This is a genomic window from Pseudomonas sp. AAC, assembly GCF_000725445.1.
Classification (GTDB): Bacteria; Pseudomonadota; Gammaproteobacteria; order Pseudomonadales; family Pseudomonadaceae; genus Pseudomonas; species Pseudomonas citronellolis.
Window position 1 is genome coordinate 320,136 of record NZ_KL647094.1, and the last position, 19,333, is coordinate 339,468.

Annotated in this window: 16 protein-coding genes; 3 read left to right on the forward strand and 13 right to left on the reverse strand. The window is 66.1% G+C overall.

The genetic code is table 11. The features are described 5' to 3' along the window. The first annotated feature begins 11 nt into the window (after positions 1-11). A complete protein-coding gene (locus tag FG99_RS01165; RefSeq protein ID WP_043266713.1) occupies positions 12-1,262 on the forward strand; it encodes a sugar MFS transporter in 1,251 nt (416 codons plus the stop codon). 251 nt (positions 1,263-1,513) lie between these two features. Here the strand turns inward: FG99_RS01165 and FG99_RS01170 are convergent, their stop codons facing one another. From FG99_RS01170 to FG99_RS01190, 5 genes are all read right to left on the reverse strand, one after another. Then, positions 1,514-2,245, reverse strand: a complete 732-nt coding sequence (locus tag FG99_RS01170; RefSeq protein WP_043266715.1) for a dienelactone hydrolase family protein — start codon at positions 2,243-2,245, stop codon at positions 1,514-1,516. Between the two features lie 73 nt (positions 2,246-2,318). Beyond that, positions 2,319-4,223, reverse strand: a complete 1,905-nt coding sequence (htpG, locus tag FG99_RS01175; protein WP_043266717.1) for a molecular chaperone HtpG — start codon at positions 4,221-4,223, stop codon at positions 2,319-2,321. A 98-nt stretch (positions 4,224-4,321) separates the two neighbouring features. Then, positions 4,322-5,551: a hypothetical protein gene (locus FG99_RS01180; protein ID WP_043266719.1), complete on the reverse strand. Its 1,230-nt coding sequence runs from the start codon at positions 5,549-5,551 to the stop codon at positions 4,322-4,324. A gap of 14 nt (positions 5,552-5,565) precedes the next feature. Continuing rightward, a complete protein-coding gene (locus FG99_RS01185) occupies positions 5,566-6,012 on the reverse strand; it encodes a PaaI family thioesterase (RefSeq protein ID WP_043266720.1) in 447 nt (148 codons plus the stop codon). Then, complete coding sequence (locus tag FG99_RS01190) at positions 6,009-6,476, reverse strand: PaaI family thioesterase (RefSeq protein ID WP_043266722.1); 468 nt, start codon at positions 6,474-6,476, stop codon at positions 6,009-6,011. The genes FG99_RS01185 and FG99_RS01190 overlap by 4 nt, the downstream gene beginning before the upstream one ends. 161 nt (positions 6,477-6,637) lie before the next feature. On the opposite strand from FG99_RS01190, the gene FG99_RS01195 reads away from it, so the two are divergent. Then, positions 6,638-6,856, forward strand: a complete 219-nt coding sequence (locus FG99_RS01195) for a hypothetical protein (RefSeq protein WP_009619390.1) — start codon at positions 6,638-6,640, stop codon at positions 6,854-6,856. Positions 6,857-6,911: 55 nt separating this feature from the next. Here FG99_RS01195 and FG99_RS01200 read toward each other — a convergent pair whose 3' ends face one another. After that, positions 6,912-7,658, reverse strand: a complete 747-nt coding sequence (locus FG99_RS01200; protein ID WP_009619389.1) for a DUF599 domain-containing protein — start codon at positions 7,656-7,658, stop codon at positions 6,912-6,914. Between the two features lie 301 nt (positions 7,659-7,959). On the opposite strand from FG99_RS01200, the gene FG99_RS01205 reads away from it, so the two are divergent. After that, positions 7,960-8,490, forward strand: coding sequence for a fimbrial protein (locus tag FG99_RS01205; RefSeq protein ID WP_009619388.1), 531 nt, complete (start codon positions 7,960-7,962; stop codon positions 8,488-8,490). Between the two features lie 286 nt (positions 8,491-8,776). On the opposite strand, the gene brnQ is transcribed toward FG99_RS01205, so the two are convergent. The 7 genes from brnQ to FG99_RS01240 form a co-directional block, all read right to left on the reverse strand. Beyond that, positions 8,777-10,084, reverse strand: a complete 1,308-nt coding sequence (brnQ, locus tag FG99_RS01210; RefSeq protein ID WP_043266724.1) for a branched-chain amino acid transport system II carrier protein — start codon at positions 10,082-10,084, stop codon at positions 8,777-8,779. A gap of 439 nt (positions 10,085-10,523) precedes the next feature. After that, on the reverse strand, positions 10,524-11,405 hold the full coding sequence (sucD, locus tag FG99_RS01215; protein ID WP_009619384.1) for a succinate--CoA ligase subunit alpha: 882 nt from the start codon (positions 11,403-11,405) through the stop codon (positions 10,524-10,526). Continuing rightward, on the reverse strand, positions 11,405-12,571 hold the full coding sequence (sucC, locus tag FG99_RS01220; protein WP_009619383.1) for an ADP-forming succinate--CoA ligase subunit beta: 1,167 nt from the start codon (positions 12,569-12,571) through the stop codon (positions 11,405-11,407). The genes sucD and sucC overlap by 1 nt, the downstream gene beginning before the upstream one ends. A 161-nt stretch (positions 12,572-12,732) precedes the next feature. Continuing rightward, positions 12,733-14,169 (reverse strand): dihydrolipoyl dehydrogenase, encoded by a 1,437-nt coding sequence (gene lpdA / locus FG99_RS01225; RefSeq protein ID WP_043266726.1) that lies wholly within the window; start codon positions 14,167-14,169, stop codon positions 12,733-12,735. Between the two features lie 81 nt (positions 14,170-14,250). After that, complete coding sequence (odhB, locus tag FG99_RS01230) at positions 14,251-15,492, reverse strand: 2-oxoglutarate dehydrogenase complex dihydrolipoyllysine-residue succinyltransferase (protein WP_043266728.1); 1,242 nt, start codon at positions 15,490-15,492, stop codon at positions 14,251-14,253. A gap of 42 nt (positions 15,493-15,534) precedes the next feature. Continuing rightward, positions 15,535-18,366, reverse strand: a complete 2,832-nt coding sequence (locus tag FG99_RS01235; RefSeq protein ID WP_043266730.1) for a 2-oxoglutarate dehydrogenase E1 component — start codon at positions 18,364-18,366, stop codon at positions 15,535-15,537. Positions 18,367-18,615: 249 nt separating this feature from the next. After that, positions 18,616-19,323, reverse strand: coding sequence for a succinate dehydrogenase iron-sulfur subunit (locus FG99_RS01240; RefSeq protein WP_009619377.1), 708 nt, complete (start codon positions 19,321-19,323; stop codon positions 18,616-18,618). Positions 19,324-19,333: the final 10 nt, after the last annotated feature.

A 19,333-nucleotide genomic window follows, 5' to 3' on the forward strand; every position in this document is an offset into this window, starting at 1 on the left:
CTGGAGCTGCCATGCCAGAGCAGAATCGTCACAGCGGCGCACTCACGGTGCTCACCGTGCTGTTCTTCATGTGGGGCCTGATCACCTCGCTGAACGACATCCTGGTGCCGCACCTGAAGGCGGTGTTCACCCTCAACTACGTGCAGGCGTCGCTGGTGCAGTTCAGCTTCTTCACCGCCTACTTCGTCATGTCCTTCCCGGCCGGGCGGCTGGTGGAGCGCCTGGGCTACAAGCGCGGGATCATCGTCGGCCTGGTCACCGCCGGCGTCGGATGCCTGTTGTTCCTGCCGGCGGCCGGCGCGCAGTCCTACCCGGCGTTCCTCGCCGCGCTGTTCATCCTGGCCTCGGGCATCACCCTGCTGCAGGTGGCGGCCAACCCCTACGTCAACGTGCTCGGCAGCCCGCAGTCGGCGGCCAGCCGGCTGAACATGACCCAGGCCTTCAACTCCCTGGGCACAACCGTCGGCCCGCTGGTGGGCTCGGTGACCATCCTGGCCATTGGCGCGGGCGCGGCCAGCGAACTGGGCAGCGCCGCCGCCGAGGCCGACTCGGTGAAGATGCCCTACCTGGTGCTGGCCGCCCTGCTGTTCGCCATCGCCGTGCTGATCGGCCTGTTCCGCCTGCCGCGCATCAGCCACGACGAGCCCAGCGACGGCGCGGCCGCCGGCCGGCAGTCGCTGCTCGCCCATCGGCACCTGGTGTACGGGGTGGTCGGCATCTTCGCCTACGTCGGCGCCGAGGTAGCCATCGGCAGCTACCTGGTCAGCCTGATGGGCCAACCGGACATCGCCGGCCTGCCCGGCGAGCAGGCCAGCAAGTTCCTCTCGCTATACTGGGGCGGCGCCATGATCGGCCGCTTCATCGGCAGCGTGCTGATGCGCAGCATCCGCCCCAACCGCATCCTGGCCTTCAACGCGGTGACCAACGCCGTGCTGCTGGCGGTGGCCATCGGCATGGGCGGCCATGTGGCGATGTGGGCGCTGATCCTCATCGGCCTGTTCAACTCGATCATGTTCCCGACCATCTTCTCCCTGGCCCTGGAAGGCCTGGGCAACCTGACCAGCAAGGGCTCGGGCCTGCTGTGCATGGCCATCGTCGGCGGCGCCCTGGTGCCGCTGGTGCAAGGCTTCTTTGCCGACCATATCGGCCTGTTGCAGTCCTTCGCCATTCCGCTGGTGTGCTACCTGTACATCTGCTGGTTCGGCGCGCGGGGGTATCGGGCGGATGAGGCCAGGGTGACGCGGGTGGAAGGGGTGCGCTGAAGGGGGCAATCGCGGACGGAGTCCGCTCCTACAGCATGAGCGAGCATGACTCTTCGTAGGATGGGTTGAGCTTGCGAACCCATGCGGTTGCGCTGATGGGTATCGCTTCGCTCAACACCATCCTACGAAGAGCGCCTCGGTGCGGTCCGCAGGGAAGCACGGGCGTAGGAGGACCTTGTCCGCGATTGGACTCAGCGGCCGCACCGGACGCCCCGGTGTGCCGGACTTTTGCATGGCAGAACGAAACCGCTCTACTCGCCGAACTTCTCATCCAGCAGGTCGTACATCGCCTGGAACGCCCGGCGGGCCACCTTGGCGTCGTACTGCATCTTGCCCGGAATCTGAGCCTGCGGATCGGTGAAGGAATGCGCGGCGCCACCGTAGCTGGTCAGCGCCCAGTCCACGCCGGCGTCGTTCATTTCCTTGGCGAAGTCGAGCAGCTGCTCGCGCGGCACCAGCGGGTCGATGGCGCCGTCGAGGACCAGCACCGAGCCCTTGATGTTCTTCGCATCCGCCGGATTCGGCGAATCCAGGGTGCCGTGGAAGGACACCGCCGCAGCCAGCGGCGCGCCGTCGCGGGCCAGGTCCAGAGCGCAGCAGCCGCCGAAGCAGAAGCCGAAGGCGGCCAGCCTGGCGCCGTCGATCGGCGCCTTGCCGGCCTGGGCCTGGAGCGCCTTGAAGGCCGCCTGCATGCGGCGGCGCAGGGCGGCGCGGTCGTTCTTCAGCGGCATCATGGCGGCGCCGGCCTGCTCCGGGCCGTTGGGGCGCACGTCCTTGCCGTAGAGGTCGGCCACCAGCACCACGTAGCCGTGGCCGGCGACCTGGCGGGCTATGTCCAGCGCGCCCTGGCCGACGCCCATCCAGTTCGGCGCCATCAGCAGGCCGGGGCGCTGCACGGTGCTGGAGGCGTCGAACACCAGTTGACCTTCGAAGGACACGCCATCGACTTCATAAGCGACGGGTTGGACGCTGATCTGACTCATGGGTGACTTCCTTCAGTGGGAGTAGGAAAAGCACAAAGCCCGCTTAAGGCGGGCTTTGTGTGAGGTTACCGGCTCAGGCGGAAAGTTCCACCAGCAGCTTGTTCAGGCGACGCACGTAGGCGGCCGGGTCCTTGAGGCTGTCGCCGGCGGCCAGGGCGGCCTGGTCGAAGAGGATGTGCGCCAGTTCGCCGAAGCGGTCCTCGTCCGGCTCCGCGTCGAGCTTCTCGATCAGCGGGTGGGCCGGGTTGAACTCGAAGATCGGCTTCGACTCCGGCACCTTCTGCCCGCTGGCCTCGAGGATCTGGCGCATCTGCAGGCCGAGGTCGGCCTCGCCGATGGCGAGGATCGCCGGCGAGTCGGTCAGGCGGTGCGACACGCGCACTTCGGCGACTTCCTCGCCGAGGGCGGCCTTCAGGCGCTCCACCAGGCCTTCCTTCGCCTTGGCCACTTCCTCCTGGGCCTTCTTGTCCTCCTCGGAGTCCAGCTTGCCCAGGTCCAGGTCGCCGCGGGCGACGTCGACGAAGTCCTTGCCGTCGAAGCTCGGCAGGTAGCTCATCAGCCACTCGTCGATGCGGTCGGTGAGCAGCAGCACCTCGATGCCCTTCTTGCGGAAGACTTCCAGGTGCGGGCTGTTCTTCACCTGCGCGTAGCTCTCGCCGGTGAGGTAGTAGATCTTGTCCTGGCCTTCCTTCATGCGGCCGATGTAGTCGGCCAGGGACACGCTCTGCTCGCCGGAGTCGTCGTGGGTGGAGGCGAAGCGCAGCAGGCCCGCGATCTTCTCCTTGTTGGCGAAGTCTTCCGCCGGGCCTTCCTTGAGGACCTGGCCGAAGTTCTTCCAGAAGCCCTTGTAGGCCTCGGCGTCGCTGCTCGCCAGTTTCTCCAGCATGTCCAGCACGCGCTTGGTCAGCGCCGACTTCATCGAGTCGATCACCGGGCCGGACTGGAGGATCTCGCGGGAGACGTTCAGCGACAGGTCGTTGGAGTCCACCACGCCCTTGATGAAGCGCAGGTACAGCGGCAGGAACTGCTCGGCCTGGTCCATGATGAACACGCGCTGCACGTACAGTTTCAGCCCGCGCGGGGCCTCGCGGTGGTACAGGTCGAAGGGCGCGCGGCCGGGCACGTAGAGCAGCGAGGTGTACTCCAGCTTGCCTTCGACCTTGTTGTGGCTCCAGGTCAGCGGGTTCTCGAAGTCGTGGGCGGTGTGCTTGTAGAACTCCTGGTATTCCTCGTCCTTGATCTCGGTGCGCGGACGGGTCCACAGGGCGCTGGCGCGGTTGACCACTTCCCATTCCGGCTCGGCCGGCTTGTCCTTCTCTTCGCCGTGGAATTCCTTCGGCAGCTCGATGGGCAGGGCGATGTGATCGGAGTATTTCTTGATGATGTTGCGCAGGCGCCAGCCGTCGGCGAACTCTTCCTCACCGCTCTTCAGGTGCAGGACGATGCGGGTGCCGCGCTCGTGCTTGTCGATGGTGGCGACTTCGAACTCGCCCTCGCCCCTGGACGACCAGTGCACGCCCTCGCTGGCCGGGGCGCCGGCGCGGCGGGTGAAGACGTCGACCTTGTCGGCGACGATGAAGGCGCTGTAGAAGCCCACGCCGAACTGGCCGATCAGGTGCGAGTCCTTCTTCTGGTCGCCCGAGAGGTTCTTCAGGAAGTCGGCGGTGCCGGACTTGGCGATGGTGCCCAGGTGCGCGATCACTTCCTCGCGGCTCATGCCGATGCCGTTGTCTTCGAGGGTGACGGTCTTCGCGTCCTTGTCGAAGCTGACGCGGATCTTCAGCTCGGCGCCGCCTTCGAGCAGCTCGGGCTTGGCCAGGGCCTCGAAACGCAGCTTGTCGGCCGCGTCGGAGGCGTTGGAAATCAGTTCGCGGAGGAAGATTTCCTTATTCGAATACAGGGAATGGATCATCAGGTGAAGCAGTTGCTTCACTTCGGTCTGAAAGCCCAGTGTCTCTTTTTGAGTCTCCACGCTCATCGTTTCTCGCTCCGAGGATGACAAAAGCCGCATCGGGCGGCGGATGTCAGCGAGATGGGGGCTTCCTGAAGCTTTTCAAGGGCTTGCCGCGACGAACGTCATTGCGGCAGGAGTTCGATGGCGCTGATCTCCGCAGGCCGCAGGCTGTAGCTGGCCTGGCCGGCGCCGGTGAGCAGGTGGCGGATGACCACCCGGCCGTTCGCGTCCAGGCCGGTGAACACGCCTTCGGCCACGCGCCCGCGCTCGGTGGTCACGCGCATGCCGCGGTTGACGTAGCGTTGCGGCTCGGCCTGCAGGCGCTCCAGGCTCAGCGGCCGCGTCGCGCTGCCGGGCTGCGGCGCGGCGGGCCCGGGTTCGGCCGCCGGGGCGCTGGCCTCGGCGCGCGGCGCCAGCTTCGGGTAGCGGTCGCCGCGCACCGCCCAGCCACGGTTGGCGCTGCGCGCAAGCTCCAGGTCCAGGTGTTGCGCTTCGCCGTCCAGGCGGAAGTCCAGCGGCACCTGCATGATCGGGCCCAGGGGCTCCAGGCGCGATGCGGGCAATTCCAGCTGGCGGCCCGGGAAGCGCCGCTGCAGGTAGTCGCGCAGGACGTAGGCCAGGGTGTCGGCGGAGTCGAAACGGGTGTCCACCTGGCCGTCGCGGTAGCGCAGGCGGTCGGTGTACAGCTCGATGCGGCCGCTGAGGGTGGTGCGGTACTGCGTCGGCAGCACCAGGTGGAAGTCGCCGCGCAGGCGGTTGGGCGCCTCGGGCCGCAGGTCCAGGTGCAGGCTGTAGCCGCGTTCCAGGCGCACGGCCTCGGGCAGGTCGGCGCCCGGCGCCAGCCAGCTGACCTCCACCACGGGCCGCGGCCCGCGGTCGTCCGGCAGCACGTCCAGGCGCAGCGGCCCGTGCGGCTGGGCGGCCAGGCGGATGCGCACCTCGCGGTGGGCATAGAAGTCCTGGCCCTCGCGCAGGCTGAGCACGCCGTCGATCAGCTCCGCCTGCTGCGGCGCGAAGGCCTGGCCATCGAGTTCGCCGCGCAGGGCGATGTCCAGCTCCGGCGCCGCCGCGGGCTCGCTGCGCAGCCACTGCAGGCTGAGGATGGCCTCCAACCGCGCGCTGTCGCGGCTGGCGAGCATGGCCAGGCCGACGACCAGGGGAATGCAGCCCAGGGCGCCGAGGAACAGCGCCTTGCGCGCGAAACCCCAGTGCCGCGCCAGGAACACCGGCGCCAGGGGCGGCAGCAGGCAGGCCAGGCCCCACAGCGGGCCGCGCGCGAACGCCAGCATGACCAGCCAGGCGTAGCCGGCCAGGATCAGCAGCAGCCCGCCGAGGATCAGCAGCGTATCCATCGCGCCCCCCGGCCTCAGGCGCCGTCGACCTTGAAATGCGCCCGCGCGGTGGCGATCGGCTCGGCGCGGCTGGTCTGCCAGGCGGTGATGGCGACGTTGGCCACGCGCCGGCCCTGGCGCCACACCTGGCACTGGGCGTAGGTGTCGCGGAAATGCCCGGCGCGCAGGTAGTCGACGGAGAAGTCGATGATCTTCGGCAGGTGCGGCACGCCCATGAGCATCAGCAGGTGCAGCATGGCCGCGTGCTCCATGAAGCCGGCGATCACCCCGCCGTGCAGCGCCGGCAACGTCGGGTTGCCGATGTTGTCGCGGCTGGCCGGCAGGTGGAAGATCACCTCCTCGCCCAGGCGCAGGCAGCGGATGCCGATCAGCCGGGCGTAGGGGATCATGTCCAGCAGCGGGCTGAAGTCGTTGTCCTGGTGCATCTGCCGCAGCAGCTGCTCGATGTCCGGCGTGCTCATGCGCCCTCCCCCTTGGCGCCCGCCGTAGCGCCGGTGGCGCCCTTGCCCAGGCGCATGAAGGTGCCGACCACGTGGGCGATGGGCTGCTCGGGGTCGTCCTGGTAGGCGATGCCGCGGGTGAAGATGACGGTGGGCGTCACCCGGTAGCACTCGGCGAAACCGAAGATGTCCTTGTGCGGCTCGGCCGGGTGCATGTAGTCGATGCGCAGGTCGAGGGTCGGGCAGATCTCGAACTGCGGCAGCACGCAGATGGTGGAGATGCCGCAGGTGGTGTCCATCAGGGTGGTGATGGCGCCGCCGTGGATCACGCCGGTTTCCGGATTGCCAACGATCGCTTCGCTATAAGGCAGGCGCAGGGTCAAACCCTTTTCGTCCGCGGCATGGGCCGCGATGCCCAGCACCTGGCAATGGCGCAGGACGGCGAGGAAGCGCTGCGCACGCTCTAGAATGGACATTTCACTCATGCGGATCGGGGCCCCGGGCTGCTCGAAAGCGCATGATACTCCGCCGCCAACGGGCCCTGCAGTGAATAATCGTAGCGTCGGCGCAAACTTGCGTTGAACTTCTGAGGCGGGCCTCAGCTCAAAGGGCTAACACCAGGAACGCCGCACATGGAGGCTCCACGATGAAAAAAACCCTTCCCTTCGCTCTGATGCTGGTTGCAGGCCTGACTCTGGCCGGTTGCGACAAGAAAGAAGAGCCCAAGGCCCCGCCGGCCGCGCCGAGCACCGAGCAGCCGGCGACCCCCGCGCCGACCACGCCGCCGGCCAACGAAGCCGCTCCGGCGCCGACCACCCCGGCTCCGGACACCGCGCCGGCGCCGTCCAACGAGGAGCAGAAGTAACCGCCCGCTCCCCGTACAACGCACAAGGCCCGCATTCGCGGGCCTTGTCGTTTCTTCACTCCGGCTCTTTCGCCGGCTCCGCGTGGGGCGTGGGGGTGAACACCATCACCTTGAGCACGTCGGAGTGGAACTCGCGCTGGTACAGCACCCCGACCACCCCGGCGGTGACCAGCATGAAGATCCACGGGTTGATGAACCAGGCCAGCATGGCCAGGCCGAAGTAGTAGGAACGCAGGCCCTGGTTGAACTGGTGCGCGGCCATGGACACCACCCGCGCGGCGCGCTCGGCGAAGGCGTTGCGCTCCTGCTCGCCGACGTGGCGCTCGCCGATCATCGGCGCCGAGCCCACCAGCACCGCGGCGAAGTTGTACTGGCGCATGCACCAGCTGAAGGTGAAGAAGGCATACACGAACACCACCGCCAGGCACAGCAGCTTCAACTCCGACAGCCCGCGGGTCGGCGAGGCCACGAAAGGCAGGTCGGCCAGCACCGACACGGTGCGCTCGGCCGAGCCCAGCAGGGTGAGGATGCCGGCCAGGATGATCAGGGTGCTGGAGGCGAAGAACGAGGCGTTGCGCTCCAGGTTGCCGATCACGCTGGCATCGGCCACGCGGTTGTCGCGCAGCAGCAGGCGGCGCATCCAGTCCTTGCGGTAGAGGTGCAGCACGCTGGCCAGGCACGCGGTGTCGCGGGCCCTGTGGCTGGCGTAGCGGGCATAGCCGACCCAGCAGAAGGCGAACCAGAGCATGGCCAGCAGGTTCCACAGGTACTGGATATCGAAGAGGTCGACGACGTCGGTCATGGGCTTCCTTGGCGGACCCTGTCGGCGGGCCGGGCCTGTTGATCGGGTGATTGAGGGAGAACGCGGCAGATAGACGCCGGATGTCGGCTGGAAGACACGAAGCTGCGTCACCTCCCCCATCGGGACACTTGACCGCCCCAAACCGAAGGCAATTCCTACAAGCAAACGAGCCTTTCCCTCAAAAGCCCTGTCCTAGAATCGCGGCGGCCATCACGGCATTGCCGGCGCATCTGTGCAGATCGCCCAGTGAGTCGTGAGCAAGCGCACAAACCCGACATCCCTCACTTGTAGTTGGACCAAAATGAAAACAATTGCCTTTGCCTTCGCCCTGTCCACAACCCTACTGGCCAGCAACGCCCAAGCCGCCGCAGGCTCGGTGGGCTTCGACGGATACATCACCCCTTCCACCTGCGCCGTCGCCGTCAACGGCCAGGGCGAACATGGCGCCGTGACCTTGAAGCCGGTCGGCTGGGAAAAGCTGCAGAACGCCGGGGATTTCGCCGGCGACACGCCATTCACCATCACCCTCACCGGCTGCGGTGAAAGCGGCGCGCCGGCCTGGGTCCGCCCCAAGTTCGCCTCCACCGGGGTGAACCCCGCGACCGGCAACCTCCGGAACCAGAGCGGCGACGGCAACTCGGACATCGAAATCCAGCTGCGCAACGGCACCTACGCCACCATCGACCTGATGACCAACGAAAACAACTCCCCGCAGGTGGCCGACTCGGTCATGACCTTCGACTACCACGCCCACTACTACCGCGCCGGGACCACGGGCACCGTAAGCGGCCGCGTCACGGCGAAGCTGGAGTTCTCGGTGGAGTACATCTGAGAGGCACGTCCAACGGCGTATAACCGCGAACGGTTATACGCCCTACGTTCCCGTGTTCGCGTGGTTGGGGAGCATCCGGATGACTCCGGACTCACCACCCACGCCGGACAGCCCCCTCTCCCGCTTGCGGGAGAGGGTTGGGGAGAGGGCGCTCTTACACCCAACGCTGTAGCCACCGACGACTCCCATTCGCGAGCAAGCAAAAGCACCTCGGCGCGTCGGCAAGGCAGTCGCGCAACGAAAAAGGCCGCCTCGTGGGCGGCCTTTCTCATTGCGGCGGGCCCGGTCAGGCCACGGCTTCGCTCGGTTCGCCGAGCAGGCGGTCGATCACCACCATCACGGCGAGCATGGCCACCGAGGGGATCAGCCAGGCCAGGCCCTGCTCGGACAGCGGCAGATGGGCCAGCCATTCCGGCACGGCGAAGCCGGCGCCCTTGAGCGCGTCGACCATGCCGAACGCCAGCGACACCGCCATCACCGGCGCGACTATGCGCGTCTGCGACTTCCACAGGCCGGCGCAGAAGCTCAGCGCCACCAGCACGATGCACGGCGGGTAGATGGCGGTCAGCACCGGCACCGAGAACTGGATCAGCTTGGTCAGGCCGAGGTTGGACACCAGCAGCGAGAAGCCGGCCAGGATCACCACCAGGCTGCGGTAGGACAGCGGCAGGATGCGGCAGAAGTATTCGGCGCAGGCGCAGGTCAGGCCCACGGCGGTGACCAGGCAGGCCAGGGCGATGAGCACGGCGAGGAAGCCGCTGCCCAGGGAGCCGAAGGTGTGCTGCACATAGGCGTGCAGCACGGCCGCGCCGTTGGTTGCGCGGGCGGCGATGTCGTGGCTGCCCGAGCCCAGGCGGAACAGGCTGATGTACACCAGCGCCAGCCCTACCCCGGCGATCAGCCCGGCGATCACCGCGTAGCGGGTGATCAGGCGCGGCGACTGCACGCCGCGGGAGCGGATGGCGTTGACGATGACGATGCCGAAGACCAGGGCGCCCAGGGTGTCCATGGTCAGGTAGCCGTTGATGAAGCCCTGGGAGAAGGCCGCGTGCTCGTAGCTCGGTTCGGCCTGGCCGATGGTCCCGGCCGGCAGCATGAAGGCGGCGATGCCCAGCGCGGCCAAGGCGATGATCTTCAGCGGGGCGAGGAAGCGGCCCACGGTGTCCAGCAGCTTGCCGGGGTACAGGGAAATCACCAGGACGATGGCGAAGTACACCAGGCTGTAGAGGAACAGCGGCAGCGGGCCGTCGCCGGTGAGCGGCGCCAGGCCGACTTCGAAGGACACGGTGGCGGTGCGCGGGGTGGCGAACAGCGGGCCCACGGAGAGGTAGCAGACCGCCGCCAGCAAGCCGCTGGCGACGCGACCGATGGGGTGGCTCAGGGTGTCCATGGCGCCGCCGACCTTGGCCAGGGCGACCACGGTGATGACCGGCAGGCCGACCGCGGTGATCAGGAAGCCGAGGGCCGCCATCCATACGTGCGGGCCGGAGTGCAGGCCGACGATGGGCGGGAAGATGATGTTGCCGGCCCCGACGAACAGGGCGAAGGTCATAAAGCCGAGCGCCAGGATGTCCTGGCCTTTCAAGACGTTCATTTAGGGGAATACCACAGTGCTTAAACGGGTTTCGTGGCCTCCCAAGGCACAACAGCCGAACGGGCACGGCGCAGCCGCATCGGGGATGCCTGCGTTCATACCTGCACGGGGGATTGTTCTTGGAAGTCCGATAGCAGAGGTTTTCCATGGGCTCGTGGCCCCTTTGCTCCTGCATTCTGGTTGTCCCGCCATCCATGACGGTCCGGAATAGCCGCCGCTCCGGGTAGGAGTTGGCGGTTAGCACGCCTTCCCTTGTGGGGAACGCAGTGCTGGGGATAATTGCTAGCCTAACGATCTATCCCGATGAGCTGTACTGACGTATGTCAGCTCGTCGGCGGGATGAAAGGGCGTGTCGCCTGAACGACACTTCTTGCGACGCCTCGCCAAAACAAGAGGCCACCCGAAGGTGGCCTCTCGCGACGAGCAATAAGCGAAACGCTTACTTGGTCGCCCAGCCGGTCAGCTCGGCCAGGGCCTTGCCGATGTCGGCCAGGGAACGCACGGTCTTCACACCGGCGTCCTGCAGAGCGGCGAACTTCTCGTCCGCGGTGCCCTTGCCACCGGAGATGATGGCGCCGGCGTGGCCCATGCGCTTGCCGGGCGGTGCGGTGACGCCAGCGATGTAGGACACCACCGGCTTGGTCACGTTGGCCTTGATGTAGGCAGCGGCTTCTTCTTCAGCCGAACCACCGATCTCGCCGATCATGACGATGGCTTCGGTTTTCGGGTCTTCCTGGAACAGCTTCAGGATGTCGATGAAGTTGGAGCCCGGGATCGGGTCGCCGCCGATGCCCACGCAGGTGGACTGGCCGAAGCCGGCGTCGGTGGTCTGCTTCACGGCTTCGTAGGTCAGGGTGCCGGAACGCGACACGATGCCCACTTTGCCCGGCAGGTGGATGTGACCGGGCATGATGCCGATCTTGCACTCGCCGGGGGTAATCACGCCCGGGCAGTTCGGGCCGATCAGGCGCACGCCCAGCTCGTCGCACTTGACCTTGGCGTCCAGCATGTCGAGGGTCGGGATGCCTTCGGTGATGCAGACGATCAGCTTGATGCCACCGAAGGCGGCTTCCAGGATCGAGTCCTTGCAGAACGGAGCCGGAACGTAGATCACCGAGGCTTCGGCGCCGGTGGCTTCGACGGCTTGCTTGACGGTGTCGAACACCGGCAGGCCCAGGTGAGTGGTGCCGCCCTTGCCGGGGGTCACGCCGCCGACCATCTTGGTGCCGTAGGCGATGGCCTGTTCGCTGTGGAAGGTGCCCTGCGAGCCGGTGAAGCCCTGGCAGATGACCTTGGTGTCTTTGTTGATCAGGATGCTCATTACTTACCCTCCGCGGCCTTGACGACTTGCTGGGCAGCGTCGGTCAGGCTGGTCGCCGCGATGATGTTCAGACCGCTTTCGGCCAGTACCTTGGCGCCGAGTTCGGCGTTGTTGCCTTCCAGACGGACGACAACCGGAACCTTCACGCCGACTTCTTTAACGGCACCGATGATGCCTTCGGCGATCATGTCGCAGCGGACGATGCCGCCGAAGATGTTCACCAGTACGGCAGCGACGTTGCTGTCGGAGAGGATGATCTTGAACGCTTCGGTCACGCGCTCTTTGGTCGCGCCGCCGCCAACGTCGAGGAAGTTGGCCGGCTTGCCGCCGTGCAGGTTGACGATGTCCATGGTGCCCATGGCCAGGCCGGCGCCGTTGACCATGCAGCCGATGTTGCCTTCCAGCGCGACGTAGTTCAGTTCCCACTTCTGCGCATGGGCTTCACGGGCGTCGTCCTGGGACGGGTCGTGCATGGCGCGCAGCTTGGGCTGACGGTACAGGGCGTTGGAGTCGATGTTGATCTTGGCGTCCAGGCAGTGCAGGTTGCCGTCTTTCTTGATCACCAGCGGGTTGACTTCGAGCAGGGCCAGGTCGTAGTCCTGGAACAGCTTGGCCAGGCCGACGAAGATGTGCACGAACTGCTTGATCTGGTCGCCTTTCAGGCCCAGCTGGAAGGCCAGCTCGCGGCCCTGGAACGGCTGGGCGCCGACCAGCGGGTCGATGGTGGCCTTGAGGATCTTCTCGGGAGTGTCGTGGGCGACCTTCTCGATGTCCACGCCACCTTCGGTGGAGGCCATGAAGACGATACGGCGGCTGGAACGGTCGACGACGGCGCCGAGGTACAGCTCCTTGTCGATGTCGGTGCAGGATTCCACCAGGATCTTGCTGACCGGCTGGCCATTGGCGTCGGTCTGGTAGGTCACCAGACGCTTGCCCAGCCAGTTGGCGGCGAACGCCTTGGCGTCCTCCTTGCTCTTGACCAGCTTCACACCGCCCGCTTTACCGCGGCCACCGGCGTGCACCTGGGCTTTCACGACCCACTCGGTGCCACCGATTTTCTCACAGGCTTCTGCGGCCTCTTCGGGTGTGTCGACGGCGAAGCCCTTGGATACGGGCAGGCCGTACTCAGCGAACAGCTGCTTACCCTGATACTCGTGGAGATTCATGCTTGTCTACCGTTTTTCGTCTTGGGTATTGCGCATTCGGCGCAGCGCTCGTGGCGCCGCACCACCTGTGATTCCCGCGCCGCGGCGCGGGAATCCGGCGGGGTGGTCACGACAGCCCCTCGCGAATGACTGCCGCCCTGCCCCGCCGTGGTCCTACCGCCTCAGCGCTTCTTGCGGTTGGCGATGTGGATGGCGTGGCCATTCACCGCCAGGGCCGCTTCGTGCAGCGCTTCGGACAGAGTCGGGTGGGAGAAGACCATCATGCCCAGGTCTTCGGCGCTGGTGCCGAATTCCATGGCGATCGCGCCCTGCTGGACCAGCTCGGCAGCGCTCGGGCCGATCACGTGGACGCCCAGGACGCGGTCGGTCTTGGCATCGGCGATGACCTTGACCAGGCCGGTGGTGTCGTTGGCAGCCATGGCGCGGCCGCTGGCGGCGAACGGGAAGGTGCCGACGTTGACTTCGACGCCTTCGCCCTTGAGCTGCTGCTCGGTCTTGCCGACCCAGGCGATTTCCGGGTGGGTGTAGATGACCGACGGGATCAGGTCGTAGTTCATCTGCGCCTTGTGGCCGGCGATGCGCTCGGCGACCATCACGCCCTCTTCCGAGGCCTTGTGCGCCAGCATGGCGCCGCGGACCACGTCACCGATGGCGAACACGCCCGGAACGCTGGTCTTGCAGTGGTCGTCGACGAAGATGAAGCCACGCTCGTCGAGGGTCACGCCGCTGTCGGCGGCCAGCAGGTCGGTGGTCACCGGGCGACGGCCCACGGCCACGATCAGCTTGTCGAAGGTTTCCTTCTGCTCGCCGTTGGCGTCGGTGAAGGTCACGGTGACCTGCTTCTTCTTCACTTCGGTGCCGGTGACGCGGGCGCCCAGGCGGATGTTCAGGCCTTGCTTGGTCAGGACCTTCAGGGCTTCCTTGGCGATCTGCTCGTCGGCGGCCGGGAGGAACTTGTCCAGGGCTTCCAGGACGGTGACTTCGGCACCCAGGCGGGCCCAGACCGAACCCAGCTCCAGGCCGATGACGCCGGCGCCGATCACGCCCAGCTTCTTCGGCACGGCCTGGAATTCCAGGGCGCCGGTGGAGTCGACGATGATGTCGTCGGTCAGCGGGGCCGGCGGGATCTCGACCGGCTTGGAACCGGAGGCGATGATGATGTTCTCGGCTTCCAGGACCTGCACCTTGCCGTCCAGGCCGGTGATTTCGACCTGCTTGTTGGCCAGCACCTTGCCGTGGCCTTCGAAGGAGGTGACGCCGTTGGCCTTGAACAGGGTGGCGATGCCGCCGGTCAGGTTCTTAACGATGTTGGCCTTGCGCGCGACCATGGCCGGTACGTCGATGGTGACGCCCTTGGCTTCGATACCGTGGACGGCGAAGGCTTCCTTGGCCTCGTGGTACTTGTAGGAGCTGTCCAGCAGCGCCTTGGACGGAATGCAGCCTACGTTCAGGCAGGTACCGCCGAGGGCGACCTTGCCCTCCTTGCCGATGTACTTCTCGATGCAGGCGGTCTTCAGGCCGAGCTGGGCGGCACGGATGGCAGCCACGTAGCCGCCGGGGCCGGCACCAATCACAACCACGTCGAATTTCTGGCTCATATCTCAATCCTTATTCCGGTGAAGCGGACGGCCCCTCGCGGGGCCGTCGTGTAGTACGGGGCCGTCAGGTGAAATGACGAATCAGACGTCCAGCAGCAGACGAGCCGGATCTTCCAGCAGGTCCTTCATGGCGACCAGGAAGCTCACCGCTTCCTTGCCGTCGATCATGCGGTGGTCGTAGGACAGCGCCAGGTACATCATCGGCAGGATCACCACCTGGCCGTTAACGGCCATCGGGCGTTCCTGGATCTTGTGCATGCCGAGGATGGCGGTCTGCGGCGGGTTGACGATCGGAGTCGACAAGAGGGAACCAAATACGCCACCGTTGGAAATGGTGAAAGTACCACCGGTCATGTCTTCGATGGACAGCTTGCCGTCCTTGGCCTTCTTGCCGAAGGTGGCGATGCCGTTCTCGATCTCGGCCAGGCTCATGAACTCGGCGTTGCGCAGTACCGGCACCACCAGGCCGCGGTCGCTGGACACGGCGACACCGATGTCCTGGTAGCCGTGGTAGACGATGTCGTTGCCGTCGATCGAGGCGTTGACGCCGGGGAAGCGCTTCAGGGCTTCGGTGGCGGCCTTGACGAAGAAGGACATGAAGCCCAGGCGCACGCCGTTGTGCTTCTTCTCGAACAGGTCCTTGTACTTGTTGCGCAGGTCCATGATCGGCTTCATGTTGACTTCGTTGAAGGTAGTCAGCATGGCCATGGAGGACTGGGCTTCGACCAGGCGCTCGGCGACCTTGGCGCGCAGGCGGGTCATCGGCACGCGCTTCTCGACGCGGTCGCCGGCGGCGAACACCGGGGCCTCGGCGGCCGGAGCGGCCGGCTTGGCGGCGGCCGGAGCGGCTGCCGGGGCGTTCTTCTTGGCCTCGACGGCGGCAACCACGTCTTCCTTGGTCACGCGACCGCCCTTGCCGGTGCCGGCGATGCTGTTCGGGTCGATGCCGTTCTCTTCGGCCAGCTTGCGCGCGGCCGGCGAGAGGATGGCGTCTTCGCCGGCGGCGGCCGGAGCGGCAGCGGCAGCGGCAGCCGGGGCAGCAGCCGGAGCGGCGGCGGCCGGGGCCGGAGCGGCGGCAGCGGCGCCGCCTTCGCTCAGCTTGCCGAGCAGTTCGTTGGAGAGGACGGTGTCGCCTTCGTTCTTGACGATCTCGGCCAGTACGCCGTCGGCCTCGGCCAGCACCTCGATGACCACCTTGTCGGTCTCGATGTCGACGATCAGTTCATCACGCTTGACGGCTTCACCGACCTTCTTGTGCCAGGTGGCGACGGTGCCGTCGGCAACCGATTCCGGGAAGGTTGGGGCTTTGATTTCGATAGCCATTCTGTGTGTTTCCTTAAATTCGGTATCTACTGCGCGTTGGCGTTAAACAGTGAAGGCGTCTTGCAGCAGTTTTTCCTGCTGCTCGGCGTGCATCGAAGCGTAGCCGCAAGCCGGGGCGGCCGAGCCGTCGCGGCCGGCGTATTCCAGGTTGAGGCCCTTCCTGTGCGCGGCGATGACACGGCGCATGTGGTGCTGCGAGCAGTACCAGGCACCCTGGTTCATCGGCTCTTCCTGGCACCAGACGATGTGCTTGAGGTTCTTGTACTGCGACAGGACCTCGGCCAGGTCGTCTTCCGGGAACGGGTAGAGCTGTTCCAGGCGGACGATCGCGATGTTCTCGCGGCCTTCGGCGCGGCGCTTCTCCAGCAGGTCGTAGTACACCTTGCCGCTGCACAGGACGATGCGGTCGACCTTCTTCGGATCCAGGCTGTCGATCTCGTTGATGACGGTCTGGAACGAGCCGTTGGCCAGCTCTTCCAGGGTCGAGATGGCCAGCTTGTGGCGCAGCAGCGACTTCGGCGTCATGACGATCAGCGGCTTGCGCAGCGGACGGATCACCTGGCGGCGCAGCATGTGGTAGACCTGCGCCGGGGTGGTCGGCACGCAGACCTGGATGTTCTGCTCGGCGCACAGCTGCAGGTAACGCTCCAGACGCGCGGAGGAGTGCTCCGGGCCCTGGCCTTCGTAGCCGTGCGGCAGCAGCATGGTCAGGCCGCACAGGCGCTGCCACTTGGTCTCGCCGCTGGTGATGAACTGGTCGATCACCACTTGCGCACCGTTGGCGAAGTCGCCGAACTGGGCCTCCCAGATCACCAGCGCGTTCGGCATGGTGGTGGCGTAGCCGTATTCGAAGGCCAGCACCGCTTCTTCCGAGAGGAAGGAGTCGTACAGGCTGACGCGCGGCTGGCCGTCGAACAGGTGGGCCAGGGGGATGTAGACCGAGTCGTCCTTCTGGTTGTGCAGCGCCGCGTGGCGGTGCGAGAAGGTGCCGCGGCCGACGTCCTGACCGGTCATGCGCACCGGGTGGCCTTCGAACAGCAGGGTGGCGTAGGCCAGGTTCTCGGCGAAGCCCCAGTTGATCGGCATGCCGCCGGCCGACATCTTGGCGCGGTCTTCGTAGATCTTCTGCACCTGGCGCTGCATGACGAAGCCGTCCGGGGTCTCCAGCAGCTTGTTGGACAGCTCCTGCAGGGTCTTCAGGTCGAAGCGGGTGTCGTGACGCGCGGTCCAGGCATGGCCGACGTACGGACGCCAGTCGACGAAGAGCTCCTTGTTCGGCTCCTTGACCAGGCTCTTCACCACGTGCAGGCCGTTGTCCAGGGCGTCGCGGTATTCGTCGACCTTCTCCTGGGCCTGCTCGGCGGTCTGCACGCCGGCGGCGATCAGCTCGTCGGCATACAGGTCGCGGGTGGTGCGCTGCTTGGCGATCTGCTGGTACATCAGCGGCTGGGTGCCGCTCGGCTCGTCGGCCTCGTTGTGGCCGCGGCGGCGGTAGCAGACCAGGTCGATGACCACGTCACGCTTGAACTGCATGCGGTAGTCGACGGCCAGTTGGGTAACGAACAGCACCGCTTCCGGGTCGTCGCCGTTCACGTGGAAGATCGGCGCCTGGATCATCTTGGCAACGTCGGTCGCGTACTCGGTGGAGCGCGCGTCGTCCTGGCGGCTGGTGGTGAAGCCGACCTGGTTGTTGATCACGATGTGGATGGTGCCGCCGGTCTTGTAGGCACGGGTCTGGGACATCTGGAAGGTTTCCATGACCACGCCCTGCCCCGCGAAGGCGGCATCGCCGTGGATGGAAATCGGCACGACCTTGTCGCCGCTGCCGTCCTTGCGACGGTCCTGGCGGGCGCGTACCGAGCCCTCGACCACCGGAGAGACGATCTCCAGGTGCGAGGGGTTGAACGCCAGCGCCAGGTGGACTTCGCCGCCCGGGGTCATGACGTTGGAGGAGAAGCCCTGGTGGTACTTCACGTCACCGGAGCCCAGCTCGACCAGCTTCTTGCCCTCGAACTCGTCGAACAGGTCGCGCGGGTTCTTGCCGAGGGTGTTGACCAGGACGTTCAGACGGCCGCGGTGGGCCATGCCGATGACCACTTCCTTGACGCCGTAGGAGCCCGAGCGCTGGATGATCTCGTCGACCATCGGGATCAGGCTCTCGCCGCCTTCCAGGCCGAAACGCTTGGTGCCCGGGTACTTGGTGCCCAGGTACTTCTCCAGGCCCTCGGCCGCGGTCAGGCGCTCCAGCAGGTGGGCGCGCGCCTCGGTGGAGTACGCCGGACGACCGCGCACGCTTTCCAGGCGCTGGGCGAACCAGTGGCGCTGCTCGGAATCGACGATGTGCATGAACTCGGCGCCGATGGTGCTGCAGTAGGTCTGCTTCAGGGCGTCGATGATCTCGCGCAGGGTCGCCTCTTCCTTGCCGATGTAGAGCTCACCGGTGCGGAAGGTGGTGTCGAGGTCGGCGGCGGTCAGGCCGTAGTGATCCAGCGACAGGTCCGAAGGTGCGGTACGCACCCAGAGGCCCAGCGGATCGAGCTTCGCGGCCTGATGCCCACGCAGCCGGTACGCCAGGATCAGGCGCAGGACTTCGACCTGCTTCTTCTCGTGCTCGGTGCTTACGCTGCCGGCGGAAACGGGCGCGGCGCGGCGCTGGTTCTTGGCCAGGAGCACGAAATGATCACGGATGGAGGAATGCGAGACGTCGGGAGCGGGATTGCCGTCGGCGGGGAGCTTCTGGAAGTATGTGCGCCACTCTTCTGGCACAGCGTTCGGGTCGTGCAGGTAGAGCTCGTAGAGCTCTTCGACGTAGGCAGCGTTCCCACCGGATAAATGGGCACTGTTCCACATCCGCTGCATTACGCTTTCGTGCATGCTTGGTCACCCTCGGTAAGGGGACTCCACCTGATGGAACTCTCGGGGGACCCAGCCCTGTGCAGCGACTGGTAGCCACAAAGGTTCCCGCAGATAGTCCGGGTACCAGCCCGGATGCCCCTGCTGGTCATATATACGTTTTCGAGTCAGACCCCGGCTTTGTGGGCTGGGGCCCGTTGCAACCGCACCGCCGGACAATGTTCCGGCGGCACGGGTATTGCTCTTGTCGCACGCGACGGCGAAGTGGGATCAGGTCCCGCTCTGCAGCAGCATGTTGCGAATGTGACCGATGGCCTTGGTCGGGTTCAGGCCTTTCGGGCAGACATTCACGCAGTTCATGATTCCACGGCAACGGAACACGCTGAACGGATCGTCCAGGCTCGCCAGGCGCGCCTGGGTTTCCGTGTCGCGGCTGTCGGCCAGGAAGCGATAGGCCTGCAGCAGCGCGGCGGGGCCGAGGAACTTGTCCGGGTTCCACCAGAACGACGGGCAGGAGGTCGAGCAGCAGGCGCACAGGATGCACTCGTACAGACCGTCCAGCTTTTCGCGCTCTTCGGGGGTTTGCAGGCGTTCGATCGCCGGCGCGGCATACTTGTTCTGCAGGTACGGCTTAACGCTCTCGTACTGCTTGTAGAAGATGCGCATATCGACGACCAGGTCACGGATCACCGGCAGGCCCGGCAGCGGGCGCAGCACCAGCTTGCCGCCCTTCAGGCCGGCGGCCGACAGCGGAGTGATGCAGGCCAGGCCGTTCTTGCCGTTGATGTTCATGCCGTCGGAGCCGCAAACGCCTTCACGGCAGGAACGACGATAGGAGAAGCCCTCGTCCTGTTCCTTGATCAGCGCCAGCACGTCCAGGACCATCACGTCCTTGCCCTGGGTATCGACGTCGAAGTCCTGCATGTAGGGTGCAGAGTCCTTCTCCGGGTTGTAGCGGTAAACACTTACTTTCAACATGACGGGCACC

Bases quoted from the DNA above. Each gene is read 5' to 3' on its own strand.
- brnQ (WP_043266724.1), bottom strand. From the start codon at position 10,084: ATGAACGTCTTGAAAGGCCAGGACATCCTGGCGCTCGGCTTTATGACC.
- FG99_RS01170 (WP_043266715.1), bottom strand. From the start codon at position 2,245: ATGAGTCAGATCAGCGTCCAACCCGTCGCTTATGAAGTCGATGGCGTG.
- sucD (WP_009619384.1), bottom strand. From the start codon at position 11,405: ATGAGCATCCTGATCAACAAAGACACCAAGGTCATCTGCCAGGGCTTC.
- FG99_RS01195 (WP_009619390.1), top strand. From the start codon at position 6,638: ATGAAAAAAACCCTTCCCTTCGCTCTGATGCTGGTTGCAGGCCTGACT.
- FG99_RS01165 (WP_043266713.1), top strand. From the start codon at position 12: ATGCCAGAGCAGAATCGTCACAGCGGCGCACTCACGGTGCTCACCGTG.
- htpG (WP_043266717.1), bottom strand. From the start codon at position 4,223: ATGAGCGTGGAGACTCAAAAAGAGACACTGGGCTTTCAGACCGAAGTG.
- sucC (WP_009619383.1), bottom strand. From the start codon at position 12,571: ATGAATCTCCACGAGTATCAGGGTAAGCAGCTGTTCGCTGAGTACGGC.
- FG99_RS01240 (WP_009619377.1), bottom strand. From the start codon at position 19,323: ATGTTGAAAGTAAGTGTTTACCGCTACAACCCGGAGAAGGACTCTGCA.
- lpdA (WP_043266726.1), bottom strand. From the start codon at position 14,169: ATGAGCCAGAAATTCGACGTGGTTGTGATTGGTGCCGGCCCCGGCGGC.
- odhB (WP_043266728.1), bottom strand. From the start codon at position 15,492: ATGGCTATCGAAATCAAAGCCCCAACCTTCCCGGAATCGGTTGCCGAC.
- FG99_RS01190 (WP_043266722.1), bottom strand. From the start codon at position 6,476: ATGAGTGAAATGTCCATTCTAGAGCGTGCGCAGCGCTTCCTCGCCGTC.
- FG99_RS01180 (WP_043266719.1), bottom strand. From the start codon at position 5,551: ATGGATACGCTGCTGATCCTCGGCGGGCTGCTGCTGATCCTGGCCGGC.
- FG99_RS01200 (WP_009619389.1), bottom strand. From the start codon at position 7,658: ATGACCGACGTCGTCGACCTCTTCGATATCCAGTACCTGTGGAACCTG.
- FG99_RS01235 (WP_043266730.1), bottom strand. From the start codon at position 18,366: ATGCACGAAAGCGTAATGCAGCGGATGTGGAACAGTGCCCATTTATCC.
- FG99_RS01185 (WP_043266720.1), bottom strand. From the start codon at position 6,012: ATGAGCACGCCGGACATCGAGCAGCTGCTGCGGCAGATGCACCAGGAC.
- FG99_RS01205 (WP_009619388.1), top strand. From the start codon at position 7,960: ATGAAAACAATTGCCTTTGCCTTCGCCCTGTCCACAACCCTACTGGCC.